Raw genomic sequence first — 12,064 nt, 5'->3', positions numbered from 1 at the left:
AAGCGTTTTAAGCTTGCATTACTTTACAGCTCTGGTGAATTATCACGGCCATCAACCAGGAGCCACCCTTTGAGTACAGCCGAAGTACTGGCCAGCGTCGACATCGTCGCCTTGCGCCTGTCGCCCGATGGCCAGCAATTGCAGGTACTGCTGCACCGCCGCGAGCGTGAACCCCATGCAGGCCAGTGGGCATTGCCCGGGGTCATCATCAATGGCCGCATCCCTGACACCAGCCTGGATGGCGCTGCCGATCGCGCCTTGCGTGAAAAAGCCCGGGTAACCCCCTGCTACCTGGAACAGGTGGGCACCGAAGGCAATGCCTTCCGCGACCCGCGTGGCTGGTCGCTTAGCACCTGCTACCTGGCATTGCTGGGCCCGCAACAGGCGGTGGACGGTGAGCAACTGGGCTTCTTCGATTTGGGCAGCGTGGTTGACCGCAAGGTGCTACTGCCGTTCGACCACAACCTGCTGGTGCAGGGTGCCCGTGATCGGCTGGCCGCCAAGACGGTATACAGCAGCCTGCCGCTGTACCTGATGGGGGAGAGGTTCACCGTGCTGGATGCGCTGGGCGCTGTGCAGGCGTGCTTGGGGCAGCCGGTGAATGGCACCTCGCTGCGCAAGCGGCTGGAGCGCCTGCGCGAGCTGGGCTGGGTGAGGGACACCGGGCAGAAGAATCAGCCGCGGCTGGGGCGGCCGCAGCAGCTGTACCAGTACACGCCCCAGGGCGAGCGGCCGTTCATGTTCGACCGCAGCCTGTTGCCTGAGGGCGGTTGAGCGGTACGGTCAGTGGCCCAGTGCTACCTTGGCGCTGGTTTGGCGACGACGGTAGGCGCTGTCGCGGCTCGCCAACCACCAGTACAGCGGCGAGGTGACCGCCAGGCCAACCAGCCAGGACAGGTCGGCGCCATTGATGTGCTCGGAGATCGGGCCCACGTACAGCGGGGTGTTCATGAACGGGATCTGCACGGCGATACCGATCGCATAGGCCAGCAGGGCTTGCGGGTTGTAGCGGCCGTAGATACCGCCGTCCACCTGGAAGATCGACTGAATGTCGTAGTCGCCTTTGTGAATGGCATAGAAGTCGATGAGGTTGATGGCCGTCCAGGGCACCAGCACCACCAGCAGCACCAGCACCATGTCCACGAAGTGGCCGATGAAGTCGGCCGAGGCGAACACCGCCGCCACGCAGCAAGCGCCCAGCACGATCAATGAAAGCACCGCACGGCTCTTGGCGGTGGGGATCCAGCGGTAGGCGAAGGTTTGCACCAGGGTGATGATCGACAGCACTGCCCCATACAGGTTGAGAGCGTTGTGGCTGATGACGCTGAGCAGGAACAGCACCAGCATCAGCGGGCCGAGGCTGCCGGTGGCCAGCTTCACCGCCTCCATGGTGTCCATGCCAGCCGGGATCGCCAGCACAGCGACTGCGCCGAAGATGAAGGACAGGCTGGAGCCCAGGGCCGAACCGAGGTAGGTGGTCCAGAACGTCGAACTGACCTTCACATCAGCCGGCAGGTAGCGCGAATAGTCCGACACATAGGGGGCAAAGGCGATCTGCCACAGGGCTGCAAGTGAAACGGTGGCCAGCCAGCCGGCCAGGTTGAAGCCGCCGCGGGTGAGGAAGTCGTCACTCTGCACATGGCTGAAAATGTAGCCGAAGCCCACTACGATACCGATGCCCAGCACCCAGGTGCCGATACGGTTGAGCACGTGGATGAAGCGGTAGCCGATGATGCCGATGATGCCCGACCCCAGCGCACCGATGACGATGCCCACGGGCACCGGCACCGATTCGGCTACGCCATGCAGGGACTTGCCGGCAAGCACGATGTTGGATGCGAAGAAACCGATGTACATCACCCCGGCGATCACCACTACCAGCAGCGCGCCGAGCGAACCGAACTGGGCGCGGCTTTGAATCATCTGCGGGATGCCCATTTGCGGGCCTTGGGCAGAATGCAGCGCCATCAGCACACCACCAACCAGGTGGCCCACCAGGATGGCAACGATGCCCCATACCAGGTTCAGGTGAAACAGTTGCACGCCAAGGGCGCCGGTGACGATGGGGAGCGGCGCGATGTTGCCGCCGAACCACAGTGTGAACAGATCCCTTACCTTTCCATGGCGGTCTTGCGGGGGCACATAGCCGATCGTGTGTTTTTCGATGAGAGGGGCCGAGCTGGCTGCACTGGTCATGACTGACTCCAAGGCAAGGTAGGGCATCGGGAACTGCCCGGGGGCGTGCCGGCGAAGGGCAACGCGTTCTTGTTGGAGCGATGATGCGGGGCGCGGGGGTAACGAGAAATTAGTAAATATGTACCCATAAACCTTAAAAAACCTAAGGCTGACAAAAGCTTAAGCGGTGGACGGCAGCAAGAAGGGTGCCAGTGCCCTGAAGGCCCCGCTGCAGAGCCCCTAGCCCGATGGCGCCCGCTTGCCCATGGGCCGAATTGGTGCGTGGCGGGCCAACACAGGGCATAAAAAACAGCTGTGCCGGCGGCACGCCGGTGAATTCCCGTGCGCAACAGCTTCGGCTAAGCTGGCACCTCCCATTGCGCGACAAGGATGTGCCTGATGCCCGATACCACCCAACTGCTGGCCTTCGCCCTGATATCCCTGGGCATGGTGCTCACCCCCGGGCCTAACATGGTCTACCTGATCTCGCGGTCCATCTGCCAGGGCCGCATGGCCGGCCTGATCTCGTTGGGCGGTGTGGCCATGGGTTTTGTCTTCTACATGCTCTGTGCGGCCCTGGGGATCACTGCCCTGGTCATGGCTGTGCCTTACGCCTACGACGGCTTGCGCATTGGCGGCGCCCTGTACCTGCTGTACCTGGCCTGGCAGGCGGTCAAACCCGGTGGGCGCTCACCGTTCCAGGTGCGTGATCTGCCTGCCGACAGCCCGCGCCGCTTGTTCGCCATGGGCTTTGTCACCAACCTGCTCAACCCGAAGATCGCCGTGATGTACCTGTCGCTGATGCCGCAGTTCATCAGCCCGGAGCACGGCAGTGTGCTGGCACAATCCTTGGTACTGGGTTCGCTGCAGATCGCCATCAGCGTAACGGTCAATGCGCTGATCGCGGTGATGGCCGGCTCCATCGCCGTATTCCTGGCGGGGCGCCCGCTGTTCCAGCAGGTTCAGCGGTGGTTGATGGGTACGGTGCTGGCGGCACTGGCTGTAAGGATGCTCGCCGAAGGTCGGCGTTGAACGAGCGTTCAATGAACGGGGAACGAACGCCGGTTGTGCCGCTCTTATCCGAAGACGGATGGCACAAGCCGCGGATTCCCCCGAAATGAAATCCCTTCAACAACTACCTGTGGATGCAGGGCAACCACCGCTGTGCTTCCTGCTGAACGGCGGCACCATCGGCGGTTTGATGCAGTCGATGCAGTGGGGCGATTCACCGCTCGGGCCGCCCCATGGCTGGTCACCGCACCTGCAAGCGGTGATGGCCACCCTGTTGCCCGCCCAGGCGCAGGTTGTGTTGTTCTGGGGCGAGTCCTATGTAGCGCTGTACAACGACGCTTACGCCCCCACCATCGGCAACAAACACCCCCAAGCCCTGGGCCGGCCCGCCCAGGAGAACTGGTCTGAGCTGTGGGACGACCTTGAGCCGTTGCTGCGTGGGGTGCGCGAGACAGGCCAGACCTTCTCGGCCAAGGATCGCCCTTTCTATATAGAACGCAGTGGGCATGGCGAGACGGTGTATTTCGACGTGTCCTATTCGGCGGTGCGCGAGGCCGACGGCAGCGTGGGTGGCATTCTGTGCCTGGTATCGGAAACCACCGAGCGGGTGCGCTTCCAGCAACGTCAGGCCTTCTTGCTGGAGCTGGGCCGTACGTTGCCAGGGCTGGGTAGTGCCGAGCGCATCGAGGCCTACGCTGTGCAACGTCTGGCCGAGCAACTTGGCGCTGCGCGGGTCTGTTTTGGGGAAGACCAGGGTGACGGCGAGTGCTTCACGGTCAGCCAGGACTGGGTCGACGGCGTGCCTTCAGTGGTCGGTACCCACCCGTACCAGGCGTTCGGTGCTGACTTCCATGAGCAGTTAGCGGCTGAGCAGACGGTGCTGCAGGTGTATGAAAAGGCGCCGCCGCACCTGGCAGGCCTGGGCGCTGCCCTGCATGTACCGGTGGTGCGTGCAGGCCGCCTGGAAGCGGTGCTGGGCGTGTATTTCCGCGACGCACGCAAGTGCCTTGAGGAAGACTGCCAATTGGTGGAAGAAACCGCCAAGCAAACCTGGGCCGCCATCATTCATGCCCGCGCCGAACGTGCCTTGCACTTGCTCAACCAGAGCCTGGAAGAACGTGTGGCGGCGGCACTGGCTCAGCGTGAGTCGGCCATGGTGCAGCTGCATGAAGCCCACAAGATGGAAATGATCGGGCAATTGACTGGCGGCATCGCCCACGACCTGAACAACATGCTCACGCCCATCATCGGCTCGTTCGAGCTGTTGCACCGCCAGCCGAACGCCGAACGCGCCCCCCGGTTGATCGACGGCGGGCTGCAAGCTGCAGAGCGGGCCCGCAACCTGGTAGCGCGCCTGTTGAGCTTCGCCCGCCGCCAGACACTCAAGCCCCAGGCCGTGTGCCTGGCGACACTGCTGGACGACATGCGTGAGCTGATGGCACGTTCCATCGGGCCCACCCTGACCGTGCACGTGGATATCGACCCGGCACTGCCCTCTGTGGTGGTCGACCCTCACCAGTTGGAGCTGGCGTTGCTCAACCTGGTGGTCAATGCCCGTGATGCTACAGGGGATGGGGGCTACCTGCAGATCGTTGCCGGGCATGACCCGCATTGCCCTTTACCGCCAGAAGGCATGGCCGCTGAGCGCCTGGTATGGATCGAGGTCAGGGACAACGGCTGCGGCATGGACGAAGAGCAGGTGCGCCGCTGCATGGAGCCGTTCTTCTCAACCAAGGGTATCGGCAAGGGCTCTGGGCTGGGCCTGCCGATGGTGCAGGGGCTGGCGGTACAGTCCGGCGGAGGGTTCGCCATCCGCTCAACGCCGGGGCAGGGCACCCAGGCTACCCTGTGGCTGCCGGCCAGCAATTCCTCGGCTGCCTGCCGCGGCAGTGAAAGCGCTGAAGCACCGACGGCCACCCGCCCAAGCCGGGTGCTGCTGGTGGACGATGAGGAAATCGTGCGCCATGCCACAGCCCTGCAGCTGCGCGACCTGGGCTACGAAGTGACCGAGGCGGCGAGTGCGGCCGCCGCGCTACGCCTGGTAGACAAAGGCTGGTTGCCGGACCTGCTGGTAACCGACCACGTGATGCCGGACATGACCGGGGTGCGTTTTGCCCAGCAGATGCGCCAGCGGCATGCCGAATTGCCGGTGTTGATCATCACCGGCTACGCCAACCTTACGCCGTCCCAGTTGAGCGGCTTCGAGGTATTGCGCAAACCCTACCGGCGCATGGAACTGGCGCAGAGTGTGGCGCAGTTGCTGGCGGCCAAGCGTTAACGTTCGCCCGGTAACGCAGCGTCTTGCGCCTGCTGGGGCAGGTACAGCGTGAACGTGGTGCCCTGGCCCTCAATGCTGTTGACCTTGACATCACCCCCGGACTGCTTGGCGAAGCCGAACACCTGCGAGAGGCCCAGGCCAGTGCCTTCACCCGGTGCCTTGGTGGTGAAGAAGGGGTCGAAGATACGCTCGAACAATTCCGCAGGGATACCGGCCCCGGTGTCGCTCACCGAAATGACCGCGAAGGCACCTGCCTGTGGCGCCTGGCCTTGTGCTGCGGGCAGGTGCTGATCGGCCAGCAGGCGCAGCTGCAGTGTGCCTGCTCCGCCCATGGCATCGCGGCCGTTGAGCATCAGGTTGATGACGGCGGTTTCCAGCTGGCTGATGTCGGCACGGATATGGCACGGCGCCTCGGGCAGTTGCAGTTGCACGTGGATGCGCGCACCCGCCGCCGTGTCGAACATGTCGGCCATTGCCTCCAGCCGCTCGCTGGCTTCGAACACCTGCGGGTTCAACGCCTGACGCCGGCCAAAGGCCAGCAACTGGCCTGTGAGCTTGGCGCCGCGTTCCACGGTTTCGGATATGGTCTTGATGTAGCGATCGCGCCGCTGCTCATCCAGGTTGGGGCGCTGCAGAAAATGCAGCGACGCGCGGATGATGGTCAGCAGGTTGTTGATGTCATGTGCCACGCCGCCAGTCAGCTGGCCGATGGCTTCGAGTTTTTGCGCCTGGCGCAACTCGGCCTCGGTGTGCAGCAACTGGGCGGTGCGCTCCTGCACCCGCTGCTCGAGGTTGGCGTTGAGGGTTTCCAGCGCTGCGATTGCCTGCTGCACTTCACCGTGGGCCTGAGCCCGCTGGATATGCGCCCAGCTGCGTTCGGTCACTTCACTGATCAGCGCCCGTTCGTAGGCGGTCCAGGCGCGCGGCGCGCCGTTGTTGATGGCCATCAGCGCGGTCAGCCTGCCGGCTTTTATCAGCGGCATGCAGCAGGTGGCCGCGATGCCGATGGCGGCGAACGTGGCGGCCTCGTCGGCGGCCAGTTCGCGGTGGCTGTCGTGGATGATCAGGGGTTGGCCGTTGCGCAGGCGGTTTACCGCCAGGCGGCCGAAGTCATGCAACTGGTAATCGCCCAGCAGGTGAGGGGCCCCGGGGGCCACCGCTTCGCCACAGATTGTGAAGGTGTCCTGGTCGGCCTGCATCACCGCATAGGCGCAGCTGGAAAGCCCCAGGTGTTCCACCAGCATGCGCGTGGTGATCGCCAGAATGTCTTCGGGTGCTGAAGCCTCGGCCACCGCCCGTGCCAGGCTGTCGAGAAACTTCAGCCGCTGGTTGCTGACCACGTTGGCGGTGGTTTCGGTGACGGTGTCGAGCATCCCCAGCACGCGGCCATCATGGCCACGTATGGGGCTGTAGCAAAAGGTGAAATAGGCACGCTCGGGCGTGCCATCGCGGTCGATGAGCAGCGGGAAGTTCTCGATGAAGACTGCTTCGCCCGCCAGTGCACGGTCTGCCAGTACGCGGATGTCCGACCAGGCCTCGCGCCAGACTTCACTGAACGGGGTGCCCAGCGCCAGCGGCTTCTGGCCCAGAATCGGCAAGAATGCATCGTTGTGCAGGGTAATCAGGTCGGGGCCCCACAGCACTGCCTGTGGAAATCGCGAGGCCAGGCACAAGGCCAGTGTGGTCTTGAGCGCATCGGGCCAGCCATCGAGCGGGCCCAGACGGGTGGATGCCCAGTCATGCTGACGGATACGCTCGCCCATGAGGCCACCGCCCTCTAGCCACTTCGCCATGTGTTCTGCCGATCGTGAATACAAAGGCCCCTAGGGTGCACCGAGAATACGTGGTTGGCGAGCAGTTTGTGCGCTAGCGAATGAAATGCACTTTGCCGGTGTCGTCATTGCCTGTGTAGATGCCATAGACCCCGGCCTGGCGCTCGAGAATATAGCGCTCGAGGATCTGCCGGATGGCGGGGTAGTAGATGTCGTCCCAGGGGATCTGGTCGGGCTCGAAGAACCGGTAGGCCAGGGTTTCCGGGCCGTACTGGCCGGTTTCCTCGGTGGCGATGGCGCGGAAGATGATGTACACCTCGCTGATCTTCGGCACGCTGAAAATCGAATAGGGGCAAACGATTTCGGCGTGTACGCCGCTTTCTTCCCACACCTCGCGCAGCGCTGCCTGCTCGGTGGTTTCGCCGGCCTCCATGAAACCGGCGGGCAGGGTCCAGGTGCCCGGGCGCGGTGGAATGGCGCGCTGGCAGAGCAGGTACTTGCCGTCGCGTTCGATGATGCAGCCGGCGATGACCTTGGGGTTGATGTAGTGAATGTAGCCACAGCCGCTGCAGTGCAAGCGTTCGTGGGTATCGCCGGTGGGAACGCCCCGTGCCAGTTCCGTTGTGCAGTGTGGGCAGTAGCGCGGGGCATTGGGCATGATCAGCGACCTATGCGGGGTTCCTTGAGGGCCAGGGGCTCGACGATGTCGCGCACCTTGGTGGTGTCGTCCTGCTTCTGGCGCAGGTATTCCAGGGCGACCTTGGCCGCAGCGCGTACATGCTCTACGCAGGCCTGGTGGGCCACCACAGGGTCACCGCCCTTGATCGCCTCGACCATCTTTTCCATTTCCAGGTTGCTGGCGCCGCGGCGGTTCACTTGCGACACCGAGGTTGCCCGCAGGTAGCTGATGCGCGCCTGCAACTGGCGCAACTGCTGGGCCGCCACCTGGTTGCCCGAGCCTTCCAGCAACACGTCGTAGAAGCCCTGCACCGAATCCAGTACCTGTTGCAGTTCGCCTTCTTCCAGGGCCTCGCGGTTTACCTCCAGCGCACGTTCCAGGGCGCGGATGTCCTTGGCCTTGGCGTTGAGGGTGAACAGTTGCACGATCAGGCCCTCGAGCACGCAGCGCAGCTCGTAGATATCGCGGGCATCCTCGAGGGTGATGATGGCCACGCGAGGGCCCTTGGCGTCTGCGAACTCCACCAGCCCTTCGGACTCCAGGTGGCGAAGGGCCTCACGCACCGAGGTACGGCTGACCCCGAGGCGGTCGCAGAGGTCGCGCTCGACCAGGCGATCGCCCGGCAGCAGGTGGAAATTCATGATCGCACCGCGCAGCTTGTCGAGCACGATTTCGCGCAGGGTGACGGGGTTGCGGTTGACCTTGAAGCTGTCGTCGAGTGGCTGGCGTTTCATCAAGTGCGCTCTGAAAGAGGCTGCCCGATCACGCTCGCAACAGCACCATGAACCGGGGTGCTCCTTGCGCGGGTTCGAACAGCCCGGTGTTAACGGGTGGGCTCCGCATCGGCCTCGGCGAACGCTTCCCGGGCCAGGCGGAAGCTGTCCACCGCGGCCGGTACGCCGCAGTAGATGCCGACCTGGAGCAGGATTTCGCGTACCTGCTCGCGGCTAAGGCCATTACGCAGTGCACCGCGAATGTGCAGCTTGAGCTCGTGGGGCCGGTTGAGTGCGGAAATCATGGCCAAGTTTATCATGCTGCGTTCTTTGAGCGACAAGCCTTCACGGCCCCACACGTGCCCCCAGCAGTATTCGGTGACCAGTTCCTGCAGCGGTTTGGTGAATTCGTCGGCGTTCTGGATAGAACGGTTGACGTATTCCTCACCCAGTACCTGGGTGCGGATTTGCAGGCCTTTCTCGTATTTTTCGTTGCTCATGCGCGGTGTTCCTATGTGATTGGGTGGCCAGGGGCTGCACAGCAACCCCGGCTACGCCAGCGTCAGCCCAGGGGCGGCAAGGCGCCCAGTTTGCCCTTGTGATAAACCATGGGCGTCACCGGCTCGGCCGGCAGCACCAGGTTTTTCACGGCGCCGACGATGATCGCATGATCACCCCCGTCATACTCTCGCCACAGCTCGCACTCGATGATCGCGGTAGCCTTGGCCAGCAGCGGGTTGCCCAGTTCGCTCAGGTGCCATTCCAGGTGCTTGGCTTTATCTTTGCCCTTGCCAGCAAAGGCATAGGCTTCTGCGGTCTGTTCGGCAGACAGCAGGTGAATGGCGAACTGCTTGCTGTCACGCAGCACAGGGTAGGTATCGGACGCGTAGTTGGGGCAGAACAGTACCAGCGCCGGGTCGATCGACAGCGCGCTGAAGGCACTGGCGGTGATGCCGACAATGCCGCCATCCGCGTCCAGGGTGGTGACCACGGTCACGCCGGACGGGAACGAGCCCATCACGTCTTTGTAGATGCCAGGTTCGATCATCGGGTGTTACCTCTTAGCGCATCACGAACGGGTCGGGCATGGGCGCGGTGGACAGGTTGATCCACACGGTCTTCAGCTCGGTATAGGCCAGCACCGAATCGATGCCGCTTTCACGGCCGTAGCCGCTGTTCTTGAACCCGCCGATCGGTGCCATGGCCGAGACGGCGCGGTAGGTGTTGACCCAGATGATGCCCGAGCGCACGTCGCGGGCCAGGCGGTGGGCGCGGCCCAGGTCGCGGGTCCAGATGCCGGCCGCCAGGCCGAACTGCGAGTCGTTGGCGATGGCCAGTGCTTCTGCTTCGGTCTTGAAGCGGATCACCGCGGCGACCGGCCCGAACACCTCTTCCTGCATGATGGTCATCGAGTTGCTGTCGCACTCGAACAGGGTGGGCTCGTAGAACCAGCCGTCGCCTTCTACTTCGGCACGCTTGCCGCCCATGTGCAGCTTGGCGCCTTCGGCCTTGGCTGCGGCCACCAGGGTTTCGACCACTGCCAGCTGTTGCGCCGTGGCCATGGGGCCCATCTCGCTGGCGTCATCCTGCGGGCTGCCGATGCGGATACGCTTGGCCCGGGCGATGAGGCGTTCGATGAACTCATCGAAGATCTCGTCCTGTACCAGCAGGCGCGAACCGGCCACGCAGCTTTGCCCGGAGGCGGCATAGATACCGGCTACTGCGCCGTTGATGGCGCTGTCCAGGTCAGCGTCGGCAAAGATGATGTTCGGCGACTTGCCACCCAGTTCCAGCGACAGCTTGGCGAAGTTTTCTGCACTGCTGCGCACCACGTGCCGTGCCGTGGCGGCGCCACCGGTGAACGCGATCTTGCGCACCAGCGGGTGGCGGGTGAGGGCAGCGCCGGTGCTGGGGCCGTAGCCGGTCACCACGTTGACCACGCCGGCAGGGAAGCCAGCCTCCAGCGCCAGGCGGGCGAGCTCGAGAATGGTGGCCGAGGCATGCTCGGAAGGCTTGAGCACGATGGTGTTGCCCGCTGCCAGGGCAGGGGCCAGCTTGATGGCGGTGAGGTACAGCGGGCTGTTCCACGGGATGATCCCGGCTACCACGCCGATGGGCTCGTGCACGGTGTAGGCGAACAGGTCCGGCTTGTCCAGGGGCAGGGTGCCGCCCTCGAGCTTATCGGCCAGGCCCGCGGTGTAGTGGAAGAACTCCGGCAGGTAGCCGACCTGGCCGCGGGTTTCGCGGATCAGCTTGCCGTTGTCGCGGCTCTCCAGCTGGGCCAGGTGCTCTTTGTTCTCGGCGATCAGGTCCCCGAGGCGGCGCAGCAGCTTGCCACGTGCCGTGGCGGTAATGCTGCGCCACTGCGGGCTGTCAAAGGCGCGCTGGGCGGCCTGCACAGCCAGTTCCACGTCGGCCTCGTCGGCGTCGGGCAGTTGTGCCCAGGCCTGGGCCGTGGCCGGGTTGAGGCTGTCGAAGGTCTTGCCGCTCTGGGCATCGTGCCATTGGCCGTCGATGCACATCTGGAAACGAACGAGGGTCATGCAACAATCCCCTTGGCGGATTCGGTCAGGCTGCGGGCGTTTGCAAGAAAGTCCAGCAGCATCTTGTTGACTTCACGTGGTGCTTCCACTGCCATCATATGCCGTTGTTCAGCAAGCACCACGCTGTGGGCGCCTGGAATACTGGCGGCAAGCTGGCGGGTCATGGCGGGCGTGGAGCCGGCGTCGAGCTCGCCGGTGGCAATCAGCGTGGGCACCTGAATGCTGCCTAGGTCGCCTGCGCGGTACATGTCCTGGGTGGCGAACAGTGAATAGGTGGTGTGGTAGCCCTGCGGGTCGTTGCCGGCCAGCACCTGGCGGATGGCGGCCACCTGGGCGGGGTTGGCCGCTTTGTATTCACGGCTGAACCAGCGCTCGAGCGCGGCGTCGACGTTGGCGTCAGGGCCAAGCTCCGCGGCCTGTGCGGCACGGGCGATAACGCCGGCGCTCTGCTCGGGGCTGCGGTTGAACACGCTGTTGAGCACCACCAGCGCAGCCAGGCGCTGTGGGTAATGCAGGGCGAAGGCACGGGCCACCAGGCCACCCATGGAGAAACCGATCACGGTTGCCTGGGGGATCTGCAGGTGGTCCAGCAACTCGGCCAGCTGGGCGGCGTAACCCTCCAGGCCGGTGTCGGCAGCTGGCAGGGCGCTGTGGCCGTGGCCGAGCATGTCGTAGGCGATGACGCGGTAGTCGTTGGCCAGGCCAACGATCTGCCCGCCCCACATTTCCTTGTTCAGGCCCACGCCGTGGATCAGTACCACAGGTTGGCCCTGGCCCACGCTCAGGTAGCTGGTGCCGGCGGGGGTGCGTTCAGCGACAGGCTGAATCATGGAGGGCGCTCCTTGAAGGTCGGGCGCGGCGGGTACACACGCCACGCCCCGGCCCGTCTTGGT

General features: G+C 64.2%; 11 protein-coding genes. 3 read left to right on the top strand and 8 right to left on the bottom strand.

Features of this window, described 5'->3' with window-relative positions:
* The first annotated feature begins 69 nt into the window (after nucleotides 1-69).
* Nucleotides 70-774: an NUDIX hydrolase gene (locus IAE36_RS02280; protein ID WP_028633776.1), complete on the top strand. Its 705-nt coding sequence runs from the start codon at nucleotides 70-72 to the stop codon at nucleotides 772-774.
* Between the two features lie 9 nt (nucleotides 775-783).
* Here IAE36_RS02280 and IAE36_RS02275 read toward each other — a convergent pair whose 3' ends face one another.
* Nucleotides 784-2,196, bottom strand: coding sequence for a purine-cytosine permease family protein (locus IAE36_RS02275; protein ID WP_060483143.1), 1,413 nt, complete (start codon nucleotides 2,194-2,196; stop codon nucleotides 784-786).
* 378 nt (nucleotides 2,197-2,574) lie between these two features.
* Between IAE36_RS02275 and IAE36_RS02270 the strand changes: the two genes are divergently transcribed.
* The gene (locus IAE36_RS02270; protein ID WP_028633778.1) at nucleotides 2,575-3,207 is read left to right on the top strand and encodes a LysE family translocator; all 633 of its coding nucleotides are present in this window, start codon (nucleotides 2,575-2,577) and stop codon (nucleotides 3,205-3,207) included.
* 85 nt (nucleotides 3,208-3,292) lie between these two features.
* The gene (locus IAE36_RS02265) at nucleotides 3,293-5,464 is read left to right on the top strand and encodes a response regulator (protein WP_201210057.1); all 2,172 of its coding nucleotides are present in this window, start codon (nucleotides 3,293-3,295) and stop codon (nucleotides 5,462-5,464) included.
* On the opposite strand, the gene IAE36_RS02260 is transcribed toward IAE36_RS02265, so the two are convergent.
* From IAE36_RS02260 to IAE36_RS02230, 7 genes are all read right to left on the bottom strand, one after another.
* Complete coding sequence (locus tag IAE36_RS02260; protein ID WP_201210055.1) at nucleotides 5,461-7,257, bottom strand: ATP-binding protein; 1,797 nt, start codon at nucleotides 7,255-7,257, stop codon at nucleotides 5,461-5,463. The genes IAE36_RS02265 and IAE36_RS02260 overlap by 4 nt on opposite strands.
* Nucleotides 7,258-7,330: 73 nt before the next feature.
* Complete coding sequence (locus IAE36_RS02255; RefSeq protein WP_201210050.1) at nucleotides 7,331-7,894, bottom strand: NUDIX hydrolase; 564 nt, start codon at nucleotides 7,892-7,894, stop codon at nucleotides 7,331-7,333.
* A 2-nt stretch (nucleotides 7,895-7,896) separates the two neighbouring features.
* A complete protein-coding gene (locus tag IAE36_RS02250) occupies nucleotides 7,897-8,649 on the bottom strand; it encodes a GntR family transcriptional regulator (RefSeq protein ID WP_060483146.1) in 753 nt (250 codons plus the stop codon).
* Between the two features lie 89 nt (nucleotides 8,650-8,738).
* Complete coding sequence (locus IAE36_RS02245) at nucleotides 8,739-9,128, bottom strand: carboxymuconolactone decarboxylase family protein (RefSeq protein ID WP_201210048.1); 390 nt, start codon at nucleotides 9,126-9,128, stop codon at nucleotides 8,739-8,741.
* 62 nt (nucleotides 9,129-9,190) lie between these two features.
* Nucleotides 9,191-9,676: a flavin reductase family protein gene (locus IAE36_RS02240; protein WP_060483148.1), complete on the bottom strand. Its 486-nt coding sequence runs from the start codon at nucleotides 9,674-9,676 to the stop codon at nucleotides 9,191-9,193.
* Nucleotides 9,677-9,689: 13 nt separating this feature from the next.
* The gene (locus IAE36_RS02235; RefSeq protein ID WP_201210042.1) at nucleotides 9,690-11,171 is read right to left on the bottom strand and encodes an aldehyde dehydrogenase; all 1,482 of its coding nucleotides are present in this window, start codon (nucleotides 11,169-11,171) and stop codon (nucleotides 9,690-9,692) included.
* On the bottom strand, nucleotides 11,168-12,001 hold the full coding sequence (locus tag IAE36_RS02230; protein ID WP_201210040.1) for an alpha/beta fold hydrolase: 834 nt from the start codon (nucleotides 11,999-12,001) through the stop codon (nucleotides 11,168-11,170). Before IAE36_RS02230 ends, IAE36_RS02235 begins: the two co-directional genes overlap by 4 nt.
* Nucleotides 12,002-12,064 lie beyond the last annotated feature (63 nt).

Origin of the sequence: Pseudomonas sp. S36, assembly GCF_016647875.1 — a bacterium.
In the GTDB taxonomy this organism is placed as follows: domain Bacteria; phylum Pseudomonadota; class Gammaproteobacteria; order Pseudomonadales; family Pseudomonadaceae; genus Aquipseudomonas; species Aquipseudomonas parafulva.
The sequence above is the reverse complement of the archived record's forward strand: the minus strand, read 5'-3'. Positions and strand labels throughout refer to the sequence as shown.